This window comes from Paenibacillus sp. JNUCC 34 (genome assembly GCF_058269055.1).
In genome coordinates this window covers 1,433,362-1,452,926 of sequence record NZ_CM177770.1, presented here as the reverse complement: position 1 = coordinate 1,452,926, position 19,565 = coordinate 1,433,362, and the positions used below count along the sequence as shown (strand labels likewise).

Sequence of the window (19,565 nt, the reverse complement as noted above, 5' to 3'; positions counted from 1 at the left end):
TACTGTGTCTCAACCCGTCTTAGGTATCCTGACACTGTACTTGAACAACCGGAAAAGGCTTGAGGAGGTCCCTGTCTATGAGCGTATGATTACGGAAGGACGTGAACTGGGGCTGGATGTGTTCGTATTTACACCTGCTGATGTGAATTCATCTCAAGGGCTCATCCATGCCCTGCAGTTCAATCCGGATACCGGCAGCTGGTCCAGACGGTGGCGGCCTTTTCCCCATATGATTTATGACCGCTGCCGCATTCAAAAAAGTGAACGATTCCAGCAGCTATTACGCTTTCGCTCACGATATAGACATCTTTTGTTTCTTAACAGACCGCTTCGCAATAAATGGACCGTTCATCAGACACTTTCCGGTCTTAAACGGTTCAGACCCCATTTACCTGATACAATGCTCGTAAAAAGCATCGGAGACGTCAATCGGATGCTGAGTAAACATCATACCGTCTACCTGAAGCCAATCAACGGAACGGGAGGACGCGGCATTTTACGAATCTCTAAAAGCGCAGATGTCCATAGTTCTTATGAGATCCGTGGCCGAAACACAAACCGGAGTATCATCACCCCGAAGCGTCTTCCAGCTGCTATGCTCGGTCCATTCCTGTCCGGCTGGGGTATCAAGCGCCGGTATCTGGTGCAGGAAGCAATTCCGCTTGAACTGCCAAGCGGAAGGGTTCATGATTACCGGATGCTTGTACAGAAGAATGGTTTCGGAGAATGGGAAGTAACTGGTTGTGTCGGCCGTGTCGGCGCGCTTAACAGCGTGACTTCGAATCTGCATGGCGGCGGAAGAGCAACGGGGATGAACGAGCTGTTAAATGAATGGATTCCTGAAATACAGAAACGTGAAAAGGTACGGGAGAATTCCGCGAGGCTTGGCGTAGATGTATCCCGTTACCTGGAAGAAGAATACGGGGCGCTTTGTGAACTAGCGCTTGATCTGGCTATCGATAAAGCCGGCCGAATCTTGCTTCTGGAAGTGAATCCAAAACCATCACGTGAGGTGTTTTCACAGGTTGGCGACAAGGATGCATATCGCGTAGCCTTGATAAGACCGCTGGAATATGCGCTGTGGGTCTATAACGATCGAAAACATTCGAAGAAAGCTTAACAGCAGAAAAGAAGCCCTGTTGTAGTCGCTTGCAGTTATATTCAAAAGCCCTGCCGAATCGGCAGGGCTTTTATACTTTATAATTCATTTATTCCACAGCGTTTTCATACAAGTTCAACAGCTCAGGGAAAGATGTAATGATAATGTCCGAACCATTCAGCTCCTGATCATTTCCGAACCCTGCGTACTGGCAGCCGATGACGGTCTGTCCGTTTTCCTTACCTGCTTCGACATCGGATGAACGGTCTCCTACCATCCATGCACGCTCGATACCATGGTTTTTAAGCAGGAGTGCTACCAGATCCACCTTCGTAGCCGTGCCATGCTCCCCAGCGCTGTATAGTTCTTCGAATAATGGCATGATGTTCCGTGCGTCCGCGATGCCCTTCACGTAATGCTCAAGTCCGTTGCTCGCTACAAACAAACGAACTCCACGGCGCTTAAGTTCTTGCAACGTCTCCTCCACACCGGGATACAGCACTGCATCCGGTTCCTTTAATCCTTCCAGCTCCAGTTGAAGCAGCAACTCGTCGGCACGGCGGTGGGCTTCCGGAGAGCCCTCAGGCAGTACAATTTTCCATATATCCTCAAGCAGCATCCCCAAGCAGCCGAGCATCAATTCTTCTTTCGGTGTTTCTCCCTTATGAAGTCCTTCCTCCCGCAGTATGTCGAACAATTTATGATATGCGGGCAGGAGCAGGGTTTCTGTCTGAAACAATGTACCATCCATATCAAAAATCATCGCTTGCGGTTTGGTCAGACTCTCGTTTCTCTCCATCTCTATGTCATTCCCTTCCCTTCATTCCTCATGATGATTATGGTAAGCTTCCCTCATCATAAAGGATGCCCCCTGCCCCTGCAAACGATATCCTCACAGCATCAGATAAAAAAGTCATCGATATATGGCAAATAGCGTATAACTTTTACCAATTATAATTGTTATTAAGGTAATACTATTATCCATAATCTCAGTTATTTTACTGTACCCGTGAGGAGAAAGGATCCTGATCAAAATGGAGCATGACACTCTTCCCTTGAAGCTTCGTGAGCTGCAGAGCTGCATTGAAGCAGAACTTGAGAATTACGGTGAAGAGGAACGGGCGGTGATTTTGGACCACTTCTTAACCCGATTGAAGAAGAAAAAGCATACAGTGAACCGTTTAAAAGAAGTAAGAGAAGTCTGGCGGGCCCCTTATATATGGCTCATCGTTAACGGCGGAATCGCTCTGCCTGTTCTGTTGTATGTAATTTTTGTGTGGTCATCGCTGCTGATGGAGGGTTGAATGGTGCTGCGACAATGTAGAGGCTTGTTCTGAAAGTAATGCTAGCCTAGGCTACGTCAAGAACTGATTATAAGATTGAGCCGATTGCTACTGGTAATACACTTAAAAATAAGACAATTGAAAAAACCACTTTTTTTGTAATTGGTTTAAGCACTAATTTTCGTAACTTATACCAGTCCCTAAAAAAATAGAATTTAGAATGTATAAGAAAAGTTATTAAACAGTTATTTACAAAAAAAATCATGATGAAATCTTTTGGATAAACACGCGATTCTCATATTTTTGGTTTTTTTGAAAAACTAGAAAATGCAGAAAACCCAAAAATTATACTAGAAACGACAATAATATAATCATTTCCAAGAATATATGGATAGATTGACTTATTAAAATTTAATAATCCGAAATATGCCCATATATGACTCATAGAAACGATAAAAGATGGTAAAGTTAGTAATAACAATCTTGATTTATCAATGTGTATTGTTCTATCTTCTGAACGATATGTGTAACTTAAGTCCAGTAAAGCTCCAATACCTCCGAAACACACAATCGAAATAATCGTTGCATAGAAAGGGTTGAAATTAAATCTTGTTCTTGCCTGCGTGTAGTGATCGGCTAATAGTATAGATCCAATTGCGAACAAAACGACAATTAATACAAGATAAATTATATTTTTCAGTGTACTGTTTATAGTTTTTTTCATAAAGTTATTTCTCCCTTCTCTCCTAATGAATAACCTTACTTTAACATTTAAAGGATAATAAACCCATTAATCCTCTTCATACTATCACAAAACTAAGGGGCCGCCCAAAGGAGATTTATTGGGCGGCCTGCTTTTACTCTTTGTTGAGAAATGTCCCTATGACATTTATTTTAAAATATCTTTTTCGTAGCCCGGTCTTCCTTAATAATTTCAACCGCTTCTCGAAAACGGATGGCATGAATGATTTCTCTCTCCCGCAAGAACTTTAACCCGTCTTGCAGATCCACATCATCCGTCATATCGATCAGCCACTGATATGTAGCTCTTGCTTTCTCCTCCGCCGCAATGTCTTCGTATAAATCTGCTAAGGGATCGCCTTTGGCTTGGATATAGGCCGCAGTAAACGGAACGCCCCCCGCATTCTCGTAATAAAGAGCCTTGTCATGATTCGCATAATGGGCTCCGAGGCCTGCCTCCATCAGCTGTTCAACAGTAGCATCTTTCGTAAGCTTGTATACCATCGTTGCAATCATCTCAAGGTGCGCAAATTCTTCCGTCCCGATATCGTTGAGTACGCCAATGACTTTTTCCGGAATTGTATACCGCTGATTCAAATACCGTAGAGCCGCCGCCAACTCTCCATCCGCTCCTCCATACTGTTCAATGAGGAATTTAGCCATCATCGGATCGCACTTGCTGACCCTTACGGGATATTGCAGCTTTTTCTCATATACCCACATGGAATAAACCGCCTCCTTATTTTAGCCTTGCTGACAGCCGGACAGTCAGATCGAGACAGCCCGACTGCTAACACTTTTACACCTGCCAAGGCCACGGGGTCTCGGACCACTGAAACGGATATCTGGTAAAGGAGTGACCGAAATTCATCAAAGGACCATAAAGATCCTGGAACTGCCTTGCCAGAATCATTCGTTCCTGAGCCAGCTTGTTATACTGCTCAATGCTCTTCAGATCATCCGGATGTGTATTGAGAAACAGATTGAGCTCCAACAACACAAAATCGATAGCCTGCAGCTGCTCGAGAAGCTCATAATAACGGGGGTCTCCGGGCTTAGGTCTGACTTCCTCCATGATCTACTCTCCTTTCTGTTTTCTAGAATTGTAGGGACTGTAGAGAGCAGGCCACAACGTTCCATACCTCAGGGCCTCCGCCGGACTGAACTGCGGCAGGTCGACCGGTTGAAATACGATGAATTGATTTACAGGAACAACATAAGTTCTATATGGTAGTGGAGGGCAAGGATCAAATGGTCCGCGATACGGGACGTACACACGTTCCTCAGGATTCGGTTTCAAAACATATTCCTCCTTCATTTGAATTTCACTTCAAGCAGCACAAAATCTCGGTTCTTCGTAACTAACATATGTCATCCGCCCAGAAAATGAACTCAGAAAACACAAAAAACCCTTTTCTCCGCAGAAAAAACGGGAAAAGGGCTTCTCGGTAGCCTTATAAAAACTTGATCTTAATCTGGAACAACCCTGCCTTGCACATGGCTGAGTATAGAATGATGACCAACGGTCCGATAAAGAATGTGACTTCTCGTCAAAGAAAGACAGGACGCTTGCCAGTTCCATTCTTTTTATTCCGGATCTGAGACTTGGTCCGCAGCGGGCTTTTTGTGGATATTTACACGAGTGATACGCAAGCGGGTGGCCTCCTCGACTTCAAAGACAACACCGTCAAACACAATTTTTTTGCCTTTGTGCGGGTTTCCCTCAAGCTCTTTAAACAACCAGCCGCCAATCGAGTCAACCTTCTGCTCCTCAATAACTACCCCCGTCAGATCGTTGACATCCTCAATTAACATCCGGCCGTCCACGGAAATGATATCTCCGTTCACTTCCACTTCAGGACGCTCGTCCTCAAATTCATCATATAAATCTCCGACAATCTCCTCAAGTATCTTCTCTGCTGTCAGAATACCAGCTGTTCCTCCATACTCATCTACGACCAGCGCCATCTGCTCATGCCTTGTCTGCATTAAACGGAGTACCTGGCTGATCTCCATTGACTCTGGTACGTCCATGATGGGTCTGGTAATAGCAGCTAAATCCCTCTGCTGTTCAGAAGGGGCCATGAGCAAATCGGTAATGTGGATGAACCCGATAATTCGATCCTTGTTCTCAGTAGCTACAGGATAGCGGGAATGCTTCGTTTCATTTATAATTCTTAGATTCTCATCCACAGATAGATTCGTGTACAGAACATCCATATCCGTACGTGGAAGCATAACCGCTCTTGCCCGCATATCGGAAAAATCGAACAGGTTGTCCATCAACTTCATCTCGTTCTCATCAATGACTCCGCTCTTGGCGCTCTCATTCATCAGAATACGTATTTCTTCTTCAGAGTGGGCTGCTTCCGATTCACTCGCCGGTTCGACCCCTACCAACCGTAAAATACCGTTCGCAGATGCATTCAAAACCCAGATGACTGGAAGAAAAATACGATAAAACCACAGAAGTGGAGCGGATAAAAGAAGGGCTGTTCCTTCTGTTCGCTGGATAGCCAATGACTTTGGTGCAAGCTCCCCTAACACTATATGCAGAAATGTAATGATACAGAAGCCGATAGCTACGGAAATCGTCGTAATCAGTACTCCATCTGTCATTCCCATTCTATGCATCAGTGGCTCTACTAATAGTTTTGAGATGGCCGGTTCCCCGATCCAACCTAGCCCCAATGAGGTTAATGTGATACCGAGCTGCGTGGCAGATAAATAAGAATCCAACTTCCGGTTCACTTTGAGAGCTACACCCGCCATGCGGTTTCCTTCGCTAACCAGTTGGGTTAGTCTGGATTGCCGCATCTTGACGAGAGAAAATTCGGCGGCTACAAACACGCCGTTCAACAGAACAAGCAGGAAAACCAAGAGCAGGTTTAAAATCAGTCTCCCGACCTCAAACTCCTCCATTGCGATACGCCTTCTTTCGGATTCTAGTTTGTAATAGCTTTTCTTGTTTTGAAATCAATGCCCTTATAGTACATATCCGCAACGAGTAAATTCGGACCACAACAACTTGCAGCGTCACAGTGGCAGTTTACCGTCTGATTCAACGGATGACCCGTTGACCATGCATTAAATATCTCGTCAAGCCTTTGGTCTTTAATGTTTCCAAAAGGAGGAATGTCCGCAAAGTCAGTCACGTAAACATCACCCGAGAACAGGTTAACATTAACGCGATTTCGTCCATCCGGGTCGTTGCGAACCGTCACATTCGGCTCGGAACGAAGACGATAAATCAGTTCCTGGTCACTTTTATCGCTATTGCAAGCGTAGAAAGGAAGTGTGCCAAAAAGCATCCACATATCCGGGTCACGAACGTCGAGTAAACGATGGATAGCCGATTTCATATCAGACAAAGACAGTACCGGCAGTGAAGCTGCGAAATTGGAAGCGTACATCGGATGCACTTCATGACGCTTGCAGCCCATCTGCTTGATCAACGTATGAATTCCATCCAACTTCTCATGTGTACGATAGTTAATCATAGTCTCGGCCGAGATGAACATGCCTTCCTTGCTAAGCTTCTCTGAGTTAAGCATCATGGTGTCGTAAAGTCGATACGCCGCCTCTTTGGACACAGGATGTCCACTGTTCGCAAAACCAACCTCATGAAAGTCATCTCCGTTCAAATAATTGAACGAGATATGCATTACATCGAGATAGGGTAGCATTTTTTCGTATCTGCCGATATCCAGCGTCAAATTAGAGTTAATCTGTGTACGGATGCCGCGCTCCTTGGCATACTTCAACAAGGGTACGATAACGTTATCCACCGTTTTACCCAGAAAAGCTGGCTCTCCTCCTGTAATGCTGATCGTCTGCAAATGCTCCACCTCATCCAGCCGCTTCAGCATGTTATCCAGCGGCAGCATAGGCGCCTCTTTCATGACAAGCATATCGCCGACCGCACAGTGCTCACAGCGCATATTACATAAATGGGTAACCGTCATTTCCACACTGGTCAGCACATGTCGTCCGTGATCACGCAATGATGTGATCGGATCCCACGGGTCATAACTTGGAGAAAGTGGTTTAAAGACTGGCTGATAGGACCTTGCTGTATTACTCATTGTTTTCCACCTTTATTTCTTTTATTAACCGAATGCTTCAATTACAATCGATCTATATAGTAACGTAAAACTCTGGATAAATGTCCATTCCTCTATTATAGCATACCCCTAAACCGGACTCTCATTGGCGTCAACCCTATAGCTCGCGATGATCTGATCCGACTTATTTTACCGAATTCTCTGAACCACGGCGCCGCCGGAACATCCATGCCGGACTCCACCAATTCGCTTTACCCAGCAGCTTCATGAAAGCTGGAACGAGCAATACCCGAATGACGGTTGCATCCAGCAAGACAGCCGCAGTCAATCCAAGACCAATGGCTTTCATCACTTCATTGTCTGTAAATATAAACGCCCCTACAACAAAGGCCAGAATAAGTGCCGCACTTGTAATTAATCCTCCTGTGTTCTCCAACCCCTCAGCCGTGCTCAGCTCATTATCTCCCGTAGCCTCATAGCTTTCCATGATACGTGATAGCAGAATAACCTCGTAGTCCATAGATATACCAAATACGACGCAAAAGATTAGTATGGGCAGAAGCGCAAAAATTGAACCGGTGTGTGTAACTCCAAACCACTGAGCGCCCATTCCTTCCTGGAACACCCACACAACGATGCCAAGTCCCGCTCCTAAACTGAGGACGTTCATAATTACCGCTTTTAGCGGAAGTATGACAGAACGGAAAGCAAACAGTAGTACGACATACGTGGTGATAAACACAAACAGAAGAACATAGGGTATTCCCTGCCTGATTTTTTCTACAATATCGAGCTTGTAGGGCGGGGTTCCCGTAATGTAAGTCTGAATCCCTGGTATATCCATATTTCGCAGCTGGACGATGAGTTCTTCTGTCACTTTATCAGAATCGCCATATTTCGGTACAATAGCAGCCACAGCCATCTTGTCCCGAACAACATGATACTTCTCTAGCTGCTGACGAATCTCTGGACGCGACAGGTAGTCGGTTACTTGCTCTACGCTACCGCGGGAGACACTGGTGTAACTTTCCACCCGTTGAACGCCTGGGAGCTGCCGCACCTGATCCATGTAGCTCTTCATTGCCCCGACGCTTTGCGTTGTTTCATAGGAATCCGGCAATTCAACAGCTACCAATATCGAACTCAATTCTCGTATATCATAAGCCTGTTTCAACAGGTCATATCCATAACGGGATTCATAGGATGGCGGCAGCACCTCCGCCGCCGGAATTTCGACCTTCATGGATTTGACCGGATATATAACAATTACCAATAGCACGATGACCGAAATGGAAATGATAATAGGCCGTGCCATGACAAAAGCTGAAATCTTACGCCACATTCCCGACCCATGTCCACGGAGAGTATGACGAAAACGACTTCCGAAGACAGGCAAGGTATCGATTTTGGGACCGAGCATAGATAATAAAGCCGGCAGCAGTGTATTGGCAGCCAGCACCGATACGAGCACAACCGCAATTCCTCCGATACTGAACGACCGAAAGATTGGCAAGTCAATAAATGCCATGGCTAGAAAACCGATCCAAACCGCTGCGCCTGAGAATACAACCGCTTTTCCAGCCGAACCGCATGAAATGGCTACTGCCCGCTCCGTGTTCCCTTTTGAGATTTCCTCTCGGAAGCGGCTGACAACAAAGAGAGCATAATCGATTCCTACAGCAAGGCCCAGCATGGTAACCACATTCGGAAGAAAGTTGCTGATATTTCCATCAAAAATAGCAACAAAATAAAGCAAGCCCATCGCCACCGTTACGCTGACCAAACCTGCAACCAGCGGCAGCACTGCTGCTGTAAATGTGCCAAAGACAAGCAGCAAAATAAAGAGGGCCAATGGCAAACCGATAATTTCTGCTGTGTAAATATCATTCTTCACAGCTTCATTCATGTCCGCAAACACAGCCGTATTACCGGTTAGATATGTATCTGCTCCTGTAATCGGAGGGATGTCCGCCCTAATCTCATCAAAATGCTTCAGAGCCTCTGGCGTATCTTCGTTCAGCATTACAGTTACAGAAATAATATGATCCTGCCCGGGCTGCCTTGAAGCGATGCTGATAAACATGTCACGAACATAAGGCTTGTCCTGCAGCGGAGCAAGTTCATTGAGTATCCGCTTCTGTTGCATTCCTGTCGTCAGATTCTCGCCTTCTTTGCCCACGATGACGATATCGATTGTAGTTGAAGACAGGCCCAGTCCTTCTTCAAGCTTCTCGATCCCGATTAGGTATGGACTGTCTTCCGGTGAGAATCCGTTCTGCTGTAGTTGTGAGGGTAGCTGCAGTGCAAATGGAATTAAGACGCAGAACAAAACAAACCATGCAGCAACAATGGCACGGCGGAAGCGGTAAACGAAACGTCCCCACCTGTAAAGCATATTTTCCTCGCCATGTTGATTCACGGTTCATCCTCCTTGCATTTTTATTGATCTGGGTTGGTCTGTCCGGTACCGGCTATCATCACAGTAAGTGATTCTGACAAGTCAATTTCATAGAGTTGTTTGAGTTCCTCTCCGGCAGCGTTGTTTAATATACGAACCACTGGCCGGTGAGGCACTTCAGAATGAATCTTGGAGATCACTCCGGTTTCCCCCGTTGAGAGTTGAACCGTCATCCCTGGAGGATATATGGCAACCCGATCCCGGAATATTGCAAGAAAGCTTTGTTCATACAGCGTTCCCGAACCGGCGTACATTACTTCTACCGCTTGATGAGGCAGCATTGCAGGTTTGTATACCCGGTGTGTTGTCATCGCGTCATAAGAGTCGGTTATTGCGATCCATTTGGCATATTCATGGGTCTCCGGACCCTTCAGGCCTCTTGGATAACCTGAGCCGTCCAAACGTTCATGATGCTGGAGCGCACAGTGCGCAGAGATGAGCGGAATATTCGGCTCGTCCTTTAAAATTTTGAATCCAATCTCGGTATGTTTCTGTACTTCCCGGAATTCCTCATCGGTCAATCGTCCCGGCTTCTGAATCAGACCCGCAGGAATCCGGGTTTTGCCGATGTCATGCAGCAGTGCTCCGAGGCCAAGTACTCTGATCTCCTCCCGGCTGTAACCGTAGGAGATGCCAAGCACCATCGAATACAGACAAACATTCAGGGAATGCTGATACAGGTTGAAATCATTCGTGTTCATATCGGTAAGCAGCACCATCGATTCGTCCACCGCCGATATTTCGTCCATGATCGTCTCCATCATCCCGGAAAAAGTTTTGCCCAAATGAAGAAAACTGCCCTTCATCGTTGGCCGTTCCTCCAGATTCTTGAAGCCTGTTCGGATGGAGCGGATCGCCTCTAGCTTGGTCTGCTCGTTCAATAGTTCTGGAATGACGATATCTTCTGTCTTCGCATCCTCTATATAAACATAACTAAGGTCTAGACCGCCCAACCGACGGATTAAACCATCCGTCAGCTTCACACCCTCCGCGAGCAGAATCAATCCGTCGCTATTGTATATTTTTTTGCCAAGAACCATTCCCGGCTTCAATAAGTTTACGGGTATAAGACGCAAACTGCCACTTCCTCTGCATTCGATATATGAATTGTTTAGCACCAAAAAATGTTGTGCTTAGGGTTTGTGAATGAAGGATTTCAAATTAATGCAGACAACATTAATTACTGCATGATAAATAGCCAGAAAACAGTGGCCAGTACAAAACGGTAGATTGCAAAATGAGTCAGCCGGATTTTTTGGATCAGCTTCATAAATGCCAGAACTACAAAGTAAGCTACCACGAATGATACGATAAAACCGGTAATAAACAGTCCCAGCACGTCTGTTGTAAAGTAACGATACGATTCAAGCAGCTCATACCCTGCCGCCGCACACATAATCGGAATTGCGATCAGAAACGAAAAGTCTGCAGCTGCCTTGTAGCTTACTCCGCTCAGCATCCCTCCAGAAATCGTCGAACCTGAACGGGAGAAACCAGGCCACAACACCGATATAATCTGATACAAGCCGATCAAAAGCGCCTGCTTGTATGTCAGGTCATCCATATCATGGGTAGTAATCCGGGATTTTTTTTTATTGTACCACTCCGCAAACATCATAAATATACCACCTGCCACAAGAGCATACAGCACAGTCTGGGCGCTAAACAAACCCTTAATGAAATCCTTCGCAAAAAAAGCAACAGTGAGAGCCGGAGCTATCCCCAGAATAACATGCAGAAGGTTCAATCTCTTCTTCGGCTCCCCTTGCTTGAACAACGGTTCACTATGGCTCCAGCCCAGTAGATTCATAATACGACTCCAATAAACAATCGCGATCGCAAGAATCGCGCCGAGCTGAATGACGATCTCAAATGTCTTCATAATCGGTGTCTGATCGTCATACCCCATCACCTTGGCGGTTAAGATCATATGCCCAGTTGATGATACCGGAATAAATTCCGTTAGTCCTTCAACAATTCCTAAAATAATGGATGCGATAAAATCCATGGTCATCCCCTCTCATCCTTCAGCTTTGTCCTACTCATATGTATGCTCGGCCGAAGGAAGATAGTCGGATGTTCAGGATAACCACCGGGGAAGAAAACTTTCCTCCAGCGCTCCAGGACGCGATAGTTCCTGCCTTAGCAGATCGCGGATGAACTCAGGAAGCATATAAAGTACATCTTGGCCTTTAGCCAATGTTTCATATCCGACTTTAAAGGTGAACATGTCAAGCGTTCCAACAGCATACTCCCGGTCCTTCTCAATCGGTACACCTTGGATACTCGCCTGAGTTATTTTGTGGTAATGAAGACCTGCTTCGTTGTACAGCACCTCTAATCCATCTAGAGCCAAAACTCCAAGGACTTTTCCCCGAAAGCCAAAACCCATGATCTTCTTACTATAAAACTCAGGGAGCAAGCTCTCCTCCAGCGCTTGAAGAATATCGGAGCCACGAAGCTTCACGACGCAAGGATTGATTGGCGATGGACATAGCCCATGTATCATTCCGACACTAATCTGTCCTGCGGGAAGATGACCAAGCAGTTGTCCGGAATTTACGATTGCAATATCTGTGTTCGTATGATGACGAACCGCCTGTGCAAGCAAATTGGCAAATGACGATTCCTTGTCATAATCCACTTCAAGCTTTCGATCCGTTACCGCAACAGCTTCCTGCAAACGCTCTTCAGCTTGTTCACGATGTATGAGCACAGCACTCTCCACCTCAGGATCAATCTTCGTACGCTCCACAGGAATACAGCGCCCGCTCATCACGGTAAAATGTTCTTCCGGAGCCTTGCGTTCCAGCTCGACTTTGCCTACATAATGACCGAATTTCCCAGCTCCACAAACAGCAGTTCCATTTATAAATAGAGGTTCCTCTAATACATGGTGGGTGTGGCCGCCCAGAATGATATCGATGCCAGATACACGATCTGCTATAGCTTTGTCGGCCGTGATACCTAGATGAGACATGAGAATCACTACATCAACTTGACTTCTCAAGATTTGTACCTGTTCCGCAATTGAAGCTTCAGGATCCTTGGCGTCCCAACCCAAGAGTTTATAAAATCTGTCAAAAGCTGCCGTTGCTCCTGTTATTCCGACTTTAATGCCATTCTTCTCTAGAATGACATGCTCTTGCATCCAGGCGGGGGGCTTGCCTCCGATAATCTCAAAAATATTGCAACATACGACAGGACACAGCAATCCTGCATAGGCTGTTTCCAAAGCTTCCACTGGAACGGTCAGGCCTTCATTATTGCCGATCGTGATGGCGTCATAGCCGGTCAGATTTATCACATCCACATTTGCCTGCCCCATCGTGCCTTCCGTCTCAACGGCTGCTCTGTCCATATGATCACCTATATCCAGCACTAACACAGCTTCTTCCCCTGCAGCTTTTCTTTCCCGGGAAATAACTGCCGCATTTGCACTCATCATTTCAAAATGGCTGTGAATATCGTTGGTGTGCAATATCGTCAGCTTATCAATCGCCCTCTGACTCATAGCGGCCCCTCCCCGTGACATAATCGATTTTTTCGGTCTTACAAGCATAACATTTTAACCGGGATTATGGTATATTGAAGCCCATAAGAATTCGAGGTGAACCTATATGAAAAATAACGTACAAGTCTTACTTTTTGCAGGTTTAGCAGACCGAATCGGTGCATCTGTCCTTAGCGTTCCCGTCAAGGAATTCCCCATCAATACCGGTGAGCTTAAAGCTATTATCCGCGAGACCTACCCGCACGCAGGCTCGCTAATCGATATATCATTCGCTGCTGTAAACCAACAATACGCAGCTGAGGATAGCCTTATTACTGAAACCGACGAAGTAGCTCTGATTCCTCCCGTTTCCGGCGGTGACGGATTGCCAGGTGATGAAGAGGAACACAAGAATCATGCCGGATGTACACCGGATGGCATGTGTGTCATCACAACCGATATATTATCTCCTGAAGATACACTCGCAAAAGTTCTCCACCCCAACCACGGAGCCTCGTTGAATTTTGTCGGAACGACAAGAGAGATGACAGGCGACCTTCGCACAATCACATTGGAGTACGAGGCTTATATCCCGATGGCATTACAAGAAATGCAAAAAATCCGTTCTAACATTCAGACCTCTTGGCCTGGTACAGCATGTGCAATTTCACACCGAATTGGCACCGTCAATGTAGGAGAAATCAGTGTCGTTATTGCCGTTTCTTCCCCACATCGTGATACATGTTATGACGCAAGCCGCTACGCTATCGAGGAATTAAAACGCACGGTTCCTATTTGGAAGAAAGAACTCTGGGAAGACGGGTCTCAATGGAAAGGGCCACAGACAGGGACTTGGGACCCAATCAAAAAATGATTGTTAGTCAATAAGTCATTGTAAATCCATTTTTTTCTTGCTAAGATTGATTTATAATAAAGCTATATATTTAATTACACAGGTAAGAGGTGCAATGATTTGAGAGTACACGTCACGGACCTGATACCCGGTGATAAAATGCTGCGAGAGATTTTCAACAGAAATGGTGTCCATGTCCTAAAAAAAGGAACAATTGTTCAACTCGAGGAAATATCGAGGCTTTTGCAGCATAGTATCGACTATATTGATATTGAACCCCGTGAGATTCTCTTGTCTATTGATCCGTCGTCTGAAACACCGGAAGCACTGAGCAAGGTCAAACCGCAATTTGACCAAGCCATTGACGGATTTTCCACTGTTTTTATGGAAGCGTTTAAAACCGGGAAATTTAACGACAGTGTTGTTGATGATTCATTTCAGCCTGTTGTTGGTTCCTTAATGGGACAAAAAGACGTTGTTTCTCTTCTTCTACTTCTGGACGGTAAGGACGATTATACATACAAGCATTCCATGCAGGTCGGTATGCTTTCCTATTACCTTGCTACATGGATGGGCTACTCCTCTAGAGAATCCTATGACATTGGTAAAGCCGGTTATCTGCACGATATCGGCAAGAGCAAAATACCGAAAGAAATACTGGACAAACCGGGTAAACTCTCTTCACAGGAGTTCGAGGAGATTAAACTGCATACGGTTTATGGTTATGATATCATTCGCGAGTCCATCGACGACAGAGTTACAGCACTTGTTGCTCTGCAGCATCATGAACGAGATGACGGAACTGGATATCCAAAGGGCCTTCATGAAGAACAGATTCACCCATACTCTCATATTACAGCTGTAGCGGACGTTTACAGTGCTATGACGACCAACAGGGTCTATCAGTCCAAACAACAGCTGCTTATCGTTCTGAGGGAACTCTACAGCCTTAGTTTCGGTAAATTGAATGGCAAACCTTCACATGCCTTTATCCAGAACATGCTTCCAAACTTTATCGGAAAAAAAGTCGTGCTCTCCTCAGGGGAGTCCGGAATCATTATCATGAACAACCAATTGGACTACTTCCGTCCACTCGTTCAGACCTCTGACCGATTTATTGATCTTTCCAAGGAACGGGAATTCTCGATTCAAGAAATACTATTTTAATTATCATCAACGATAGAAAAGCCTTCCCAGTAGATTAGTCTACTCTACTGGGAAGGCTTTTCTATTTAGAATCAATCGTAATAGCAAATGTAATATGAACCTATGTTAGAAAGTAATCCGCCATCGTACAGAACAGGATCACCATACTGATCACCTGATTCAAATTGTAGGAGGCCACATTCATCCGCTTGCGATTTGATGGCTTAATGATGTTATGCTCAACTGCAAGCAGTATTGTCGCGAGCATGATGCCAATTAGATACAACCATCCGAGGTCTTGAAGAACGTACAGGGAGAATAGCAGAAGTACCATAATCGTGTGCAAGCCGCGCGCAATAAAGAGCGCTTCATCTAGACCAAACACGCGCGGCACACTCCAGAGGCCTGTCTCGCGGTCGAATTCTATATCCTGTGTCGCATAAATAATATCGAAGCCACCGATCCACAGCATGACAATCGTGCCGATCACGAATGGCGTAAAGGCGAATTCGCCCGTTACAGCGAACCATGCGCCGATCGGTGCGGAGGCGATAGTGAAGCCAAGATACAGGTGGCAGAGCCATGTAAATCGCTTTGTGTAAGAGTACGAGCAGATGAGTATGATGGCCACCGGCGATAACCACAAACAGAGCGGATTCAGCATGCCCGCTGCGAGTATGAAAATTGCAAAGTTGACGACAACGAAGGTTGTCACTTCGCGTTCATGCAGTAGCTTGCGCGGCAGATGTCGATGCGCCGTACGCGGATTCGCCGCGTCGAATTGCCGATCGACGAGGCGATTGAAAGCATTGGCGCCGTTACGTGCAGCAACAAGCGCAATGAGTGACCATAGGAGCACATACCCGGATGGGATGCCCCCTGCTGCCCACACCATCGAGATGAGTGCGAAAGGCAGGGAGAATAATGTATGCGAAAACATAACGAGTTCGCCGAACATTCGGGTCTTGCGCGTAAACTTGCGAATCAGTTCCATGACCGGATCAGCACTCCCCTGCTTCGTAAGCTGTCAGCACGTCGTCCAGCGCCTTCAGCATTGCATCAACGTCTTGAGAAGGCATGATGATCGGAGGCTGGAAAGCCAGCACATTACGGCCAGTGCCGTTCTTGCCGATAATATAGCCGAGATCCTTCATCTGTTCTAGCACAGCATCCGTCAAGTCAGCACTCGCTTGTGCATCTGCTCCGCGCAATTCCGCTCCGCACATAAAGCCTTTACCGCGTACATCCACGATAAGCGGATGCTTCTCCTGCAGAATACGGAGCCCTTTGATGAGGCGTCCGCCCACCTGCTCTGCACGCTCAACCAGGCCTTCATGCTCAATATAATCCAGTACAGCCAGTGCTGTCACAGATGACATTGGATTACCGCCGAAAGTAGACGCCGACGGTCGATTGAAGCTCGCTGCAATCTCATCTGTCGTCGCAAACGCTCCGATCGGTACCCCGTTACCGAGCGCCTTCGCCATCGCCATAATGTCCGGCACAACGCCGTAATGCTCCATGGCGAACATTTTACCCGTACGGCCGAAACCAGTCTGAATCTCATCTGCGATGAGCAAAACGCCATACTGTTCTAGCAGCGCCTTTACTTCGCGGAAGTACCAATCCGGAGGAGTAATCATGCCGCCATTGCCCTGAATAGGCTCAACAATCATCGCTGCGATCGTATCTCCCTTCTTCTCAAGCACCTCACGCAGCGCTTCAACCGAGCGGCGTGCAGCGGTCTCATCATCCAGCTCCGGATCATAAGGGCGCGGAATGAACGTAACTCCTGTATCCAGGTGATCATCCGAGCGCCACATTGGAATACCCGTCACGCCCATCGTTAAATATGTGCGGCCATGTAGTCCATACTCAAGTGCGATAAAGTCCCGGCGCTTTGTATGGAGCCGAGCAAGCAGCATGGCGCCTTCGTTCGCCTCTGAACCACTATTGCAGAAGAAAGTGCGCTTCAGGCTGCCCGGCAGCACTCCGTTCGCTAACCGTTCAGCCAGATCGACCATTGGCTGAGTCAGATAGATCGTCGTTGTATGCTGAAGCGTCTGAAGCTGCTCGATCGTCTTCGCCGTAATCTGCTCATTACAGTGCCCGCAGGCAACAACAGATACGCCTGCGAAGAAGTCCACATATTCACGCCCCTGCTCATCATACAGATATTGCATCTTCCCCCGCACAATTTGCGGCGGATTACTATAAAAATGATGCGTACACGGGAAGAAATATTGTTTTCGCTTCTCCAATACTCCTTCTGGACCGATATATGACGCCTGCTGACTATGACGATGATCTTGATTCAAGTTACTCACGTTCATCCACCCTTTGTATATATGATTTCCCGCAAGAAGCGGCAGACAAGGATGTCTGCCGCCCTCCTTGAGTGCTGCGATGATTTATGACAGATATAGACAGATATTAATTAATCCTTATACCTCTACAGGCTCTAGCTTAAGCGATTGACCGAACTGCAGTGAGCCAAGGGTATAGCCTGCATAAACGGGCTTCATCCCCTTAAACAGAGAATCACACTGCGTCAGATCCTTAGCGGCCTCCTTATAGACAGAGACGATATGGCCTAGCTGCTCAGGCGTATAAGTCTTACCTTCAATGCGGAAATGATCGACCCCTGCTTCATGCAATTCCTTTAGCATAGGCAAGTAGCACAGCTCTTTCGAGAGAGCCAGATGATTACGTCCGCTCCAATCGCGGTATACCGGGTTCTCCCCTTTATCCGTCATAAGTACGAGGTATTGGTTATCGACGAATTTATTATCCTCTTCGCCGATGGATTCCATCACTTCCGTATTCTCATACAGATCAAGCTCCAGGTACATAACGATCGGTGAACCATGCACAATAACCTCAATCGGAACATTCGTGCTGTCCAGTAGGTTCGCCAAGTCATTCAGAGGAAGCTCAAGTGAAGCATGAAGACGTTCCATATTGAAACGTTCATTATAGAGAGCAGCCGACATATGATTAAATACGTTCAGATTGAAATCCGCAACCATCGGCAACTGTACATCACGGAACTTATGCATCGCACCGATATTTGTCACGAGTAAGCCGTCCAATCCATAGAAGCCATTGCCTGCGCCCGCACGAATAAATTGATTGTATTGCTCCATATGAAGCTCGGTCATCATTCTCGGCATACCGAGTAGAATTTGTGCATGACCCTTTTCAGCAGTAAGTGCCTCAATCTGTTCGCGGGTAAAAGGACGATCCGGCTGGTACACATCACCTGTCAGATAAATCACATCAGCGCCTGCTGCGAGAGCAGCACGGGCTTGTTCGACGTTGTTCACATGGACGCTCACCTTAGGTGCTGTATGAGCGGTTGCTTCACGCTTTGCACTGCTCAGTCTGTCACGGACTTGCTCTACACGATCAAGCTTAAGCTCACGCTCCGCCGTCGGCGTGCTGAAAACCTTGCCCGTGCTGTAAAACTTTCCTGTGCCCTCATAACGGTGATTAATGTAATTCAAGCCAGGTTTATCGAAAGCATAGCCTGTCGAGAAATCACGCTTGCGGTTCTCATACAACGCTTCTGCATCGTGCTTACGATTAAAGCCGATTGGATCAGCGATATAGCGATCAATTGCATCACCGTAGCTATTGACAAGCAAGCGGAGAAACTCCTCGTCACGCATTCGTCCTTCAATCTTGAAAGACACAATGCCGGACTTAATGAGCTCTGGAATATGCTCATACATGTACATGTCCTTCGCTGCTAACGGATATTCCGTAGGATAGATATGACCATCCTTCTTCACCCGATAATCCCAGCGGCAAGGCTTCATACAGCGTCCACGGTTCGCGCTGTTGCCATACAGCATCGAGCTAATCAAGCAGTTCCCTCCGTGAACCGTACACATGTCACCATGAATAAAGTATTCAAACTCCATGCCTGTCTTCGACTGTAAAAGTTCCGCTGTACGCAAGTCCATCTCGCGAGAGGCAACGACACGAGTTACACCCATTTCCTTCAGAGCTTCAATCATATCCAGATTGTGAACGTTCATCATTACGGAAGAATGCACCGGGATATTCGTATAATTCATGTTCTGAATGAGCGGGAATACGGCCAAGTCCTGTGCAATGATGGCATCGGGTCCAGCCTCATTTAAGAAGGCAAAATAACGTTTAGCTTCGTCCAGGTCCTCTTCATTCATAAGGTTGTTCACTGTAACATACGCACGCTTGCCGCGTTCATGCGCCATCTCGATTGCTTGACGAACTTCCTCATAACTCAGGTTGTATCCTTTGCGCATCATACGCATATTCAAGGAAGGTCCACCAAAATACACCGCGTCACAATTCATATCAATAACCGATTTAAAAATATCAAATGTTCCAGCAGGAGCTAACAGTTCGACTTCTTTTCCGTTAAAAAATCTGGCCATAGTC

General features: G+C 46.4%; 18 protein-coding genes. 4 read left to right on the top strand and 14 right to left on the bottom strand.

Annotation, left to right across the window (positions count from 1 at the left end; all coding sequences use genetic code 11):
• Positions 1-4 precede the first annotated feature (4 nt).
• Positions 5-1,120, top strand: coding sequence for a YheC/YheD family endospore coat-associated protein (locus AC2TF5_RS06600; protein WP_491301404.1), 1,116 nt, complete (start codon positions 5-7; stop codon positions 1,118-1,120).
• Between the two features lie 88 nt (positions 1,121-1,208).
• On the opposite strand, the gene AC2TF5_RS06595 is transcribed toward AC2TF5_RS06600, so the two are convergent.
• Positions 1,209-1,898 carry an HAD family hydrolase gene (locus tag AC2TF5_RS06595; protein WP_491301403.1) on the bottom strand — a complete coding sequence of 230 codons (690 nt, stop codon included), beginning with the start codon at positions 1,896-1,898 and terminating at the stop codon, positions 1,209-1,211.
• 235 nt (positions 1,899-2,133) lie between these two features.
• Between AC2TF5_RS06595 and AC2TF5_RS06590 the strand changes: the two genes are divergently transcribed.
• Entirely contained in the window at positions 2,134-2,403 is a 270-nt protein-coding gene (locus AC2TF5_RS06590) for a hypothetical protein (protein WP_491301402.1), read from the top strand.
• 274 nt (positions 2,404-2,677) lie between these two features.
• On the opposite strand, the gene AC2TF5_RS06585 is transcribed toward AC2TF5_RS06590, so the two are convergent.
• The 10 genes from AC2TF5_RS06585 to AC2TF5_RS06540 form a co-directional block, all read right to left on the bottom strand.
• Entirely contained in the window at positions 2,678-3,106 is a 429-nt protein-coding gene (locus AC2TF5_RS06585) for a hypothetical protein (RefSeq protein WP_491301401.1), read from the bottom strand.
• Between the two features lie 170 nt (positions 3,107-3,276).
• On the bottom strand, positions 3,277-3,846 hold the full coding sequence (locus AC2TF5_RS06580; RefSeq protein WP_491301400.1) for a manganese catalase family protein: 570 nt from the start codon (positions 3,844-3,846) through the stop codon (positions 3,277-3,279).
• Between the two features lie 76 nt (positions 3,847-3,922).
• On the bottom strand, positions 3,923-4,198 hold the full coding sequence (locus AC2TF5_RS06575; RefSeq protein WP_491301399.1) for a spore coat protein CotJB: 276 nt from the start codon (positions 4,196-4,198) through the stop codon (positions 3,923-3,925).
• Between the two features lie 3 nt (positions 4,199-4,201).
• Entirely contained in the window at positions 4,202-4,423 is a 222-nt protein-coding gene (locus AC2TF5_RS06570) for a spore coat associated protein CotJA (RefSeq protein ID WP_491301398.1), read from the bottom strand.
• 287 nt (positions 4,424-4,710) lie between these two features.
• The gene (locus tag AC2TF5_RS06565; protein ID WP_491301397.1) at positions 4,711-6,045 is read right to left on the bottom strand and encodes a hemolysin family protein; all 1,335 of its coding nucleotides are present in this window, start codon (positions 6,043-6,045) and stop codon (positions 4,711-4,713) included.
• A gap of 23 nt (positions 6,046-6,068) precedes the next feature.
• Positions 6,069-7,208 (bottom strand): radical SAM/CxCxxxxC motif protein YfkAB, encoded by a 1,140-nt coding sequence (gene yfkAB, locus AC2TF5_RS06560; protein WP_491301396.1) that lies wholly within the window; start codon positions 7,206-7,208, stop codon positions 6,069-6,071.
• Positions 7,209-7,371: 163 nt separating this feature from the next.
• Positions 7,372-9,606: an MMPL family transporter gene (locus tag AC2TF5_RS06555; RefSeq protein WP_491301395.1), complete on the bottom strand. Its 2,235-nt coding sequence runs from the start codon at positions 9,604-9,606 to the stop codon at positions 7,372-7,374.
• Between the two features lie 20 nt (positions 9,607-9,626).
• Positions 9,627-10,721 (bottom strand): HD-GYP domain-containing protein, encoded by a 1,095-nt coding sequence (locus tag AC2TF5_RS06550; protein WP_491301394.1) that lies wholly within the window; start codon positions 10,719-10,721, stop codon positions 9,627-9,629.
• 104 nt (positions 10,722-10,825) lie between these two features.
• The gene (locus tag AC2TF5_RS06545; protein ID WP_491302824.1) at positions 10,826-11,653 is read right to left on the bottom strand and encodes an undecaprenyl-diphosphate phosphatase; all 828 of its coding nucleotides are present in this window, start codon (positions 11,651-11,653) and stop codon (positions 10,826-10,828) included.
• A gap of 72 nt (positions 11,654-11,725) precedes the next feature.
• The gene (locus AC2TF5_RS06540) at positions 11,726-13,159 is read right to left on the bottom strand and encodes a bifunctional metallophosphatase/5'-nucleotidase (protein WP_491301393.1); all 1,434 of its coding nucleotides are present in this window, start codon (positions 13,157-13,159) and stop codon (positions 11,726-11,728) included.
• Positions 13,160-13,265: 106 nt separating this feature from the next.
• Between AC2TF5_RS06540 and AC2TF5_RS06535 the strand changes: the two genes are divergently transcribed.
• Positions 13,266-14,012 (top strand): molybdenum cofactor biosynthesis protein, encoded by a 747-nt coding sequence (locus AC2TF5_RS06535; RefSeq protein WP_491301392.1) that lies wholly within the window; start codon positions 13,266-13,268, stop codon positions 14,010-14,012.
• Positions 14,013-14,111: 99 nt separating this feature from the next.
• Positions 14,112-15,158: an HD-GYP domain-containing protein gene (locus AC2TF5_RS06530; protein ID WP_491301391.1), complete on the top strand. Its 1,047-nt coding sequence runs from the start codon at positions 14,112-14,114 to the stop codon at positions 15,156-15,158.
• A gap of 100 nt (positions 15,159-15,258) precedes the next feature.
• Here AC2TF5_RS06530 and AC2TF5_RS06525 read toward each other — a convergent pair whose 3' ends face one another.
• From AC2TF5_RS06525 to AC2TF5_RS06515, 3 genes are all read right to left on the bottom strand, one after another.
• Complete coding sequence (locus tag AC2TF5_RS06525) at positions 15,259-16,131, bottom strand: UbiA-like polyprenyltransferase (RefSeq protein WP_491301390.1); 873 nt, start codon at positions 16,129-16,131, stop codon at positions 15,259-15,261.
• A 7-nt stretch (positions 16,132-16,138) separates the two neighbouring features.
• Positions 16,139-17,464 (bottom strand): aspartate aminotransferase family protein, encoded by a 1,326-nt coding sequence (locus AC2TF5_RS06520; RefSeq protein ID WP_491301389.1) that lies wholly within the window; start codon positions 17,462-17,464, stop codon positions 16,139-16,141.
• Between the two features lie 117 nt (positions 17,465-17,581).
• Positions 17,582-19,561: a peptidase U32 family protein gene (locus AC2TF5_RS06515; RefSeq protein WP_491301388.1), complete on the bottom strand. Its 1,980-nt coding sequence runs from the start codon at positions 19,559-19,561 to the stop codon at positions 17,582-17,584.
• Positions 19,562-19,565 lie beyond the last annotated feature (4 nt).

Excerpts from the sequence above, each read along its gene's own strand:
- AC2TF5_RS06595 (WP_491301403.1), bottom strand. The coding sequence starts at position 1,898 with ATGGAGAGAAACGAGAGTCTGACCAAACCGCAAGCGATGATTTTTGAT.
- AC2TF5_RS06590 (WP_491301402.1), top strand. The coding sequence starts at position 2,134 with ATGGAGCATGACACTCTTCCCTTGAAGCTTCGTGAGCTGCAGAGCTGC.
- AC2TF5_RS06585 (WP_491301401.1), bottom strand. The coding sequence starts at position 3,106 with ATGAAAAAAACTATAAACAGTACACTGAAAAATATAATTTATCTTGTA.
- AC2TF5_RS06580 (WP_491301400.1), bottom strand. The coding sequence starts at position 3,846 with ATGTGGGTATATGAGAAAAAGCTGCAATATCCCGTAAGGGTCAGCAAG.
- AC2TF5_RS06575 (WP_491301399.1), bottom strand. The coding sequence starts at position 4,198 with ATGGAGGAAGTCAGACCTAAGCCCGGAGACCCCCGTTATTATGAGCTT.
- AC2TF5_RS06565 (WP_491301397.1), bottom strand. The coding sequence starts at position 6,045 with ATGGAGGAGTTTGAGGTCGGGAGACTGATTTTAAACCTGCTCTTGGTT.
- yfkAB (WP_491301396.1), bottom strand. The coding sequence starts at position 7,208 with ATGAGTAATACAGCAAGGTCCTATCAGCCAGTCTTTAAACCACTTTCT.
- AC2TF5_RS06545 (WP_491302824.1), bottom strand. The coding sequence starts at position 11,653 with ATGGATTTTATCGCATCCATTATTTTAGGAATTGTTGAAGGACTAACG.
- AC2TF5_RS06540 (WP_491301393.1), bottom strand. The coding sequence starts at position 13,159 with ATGAGTCAGAGGGCGATTGATAAGCTGACGATATTGCACACCAACGAT.
- AC2TF5_RS06535 (WP_491301392.1), top strand. The coding sequence starts at position 13,266 with ATGAAAAATAACGTACAAGTCTTACTTTTTGCAGGTTTAGCAGACCGA.
- AC2TF5_RS06525 (WP_491301390.1), bottom strand. The coding sequence starts at position 16,131 with ATGGAACTGATTCGCAAGTTTACGCGCAAGACCCGAATGTTCGGCGAA.
- AC2TF5_RS06515 (WP_491301388.1), bottom strand. The coding sequence starts at position 19,561 with ATGGCCAGATTTTTTAACGGAAAAGAAGTCGAACTGTTAGCTCCTGCT.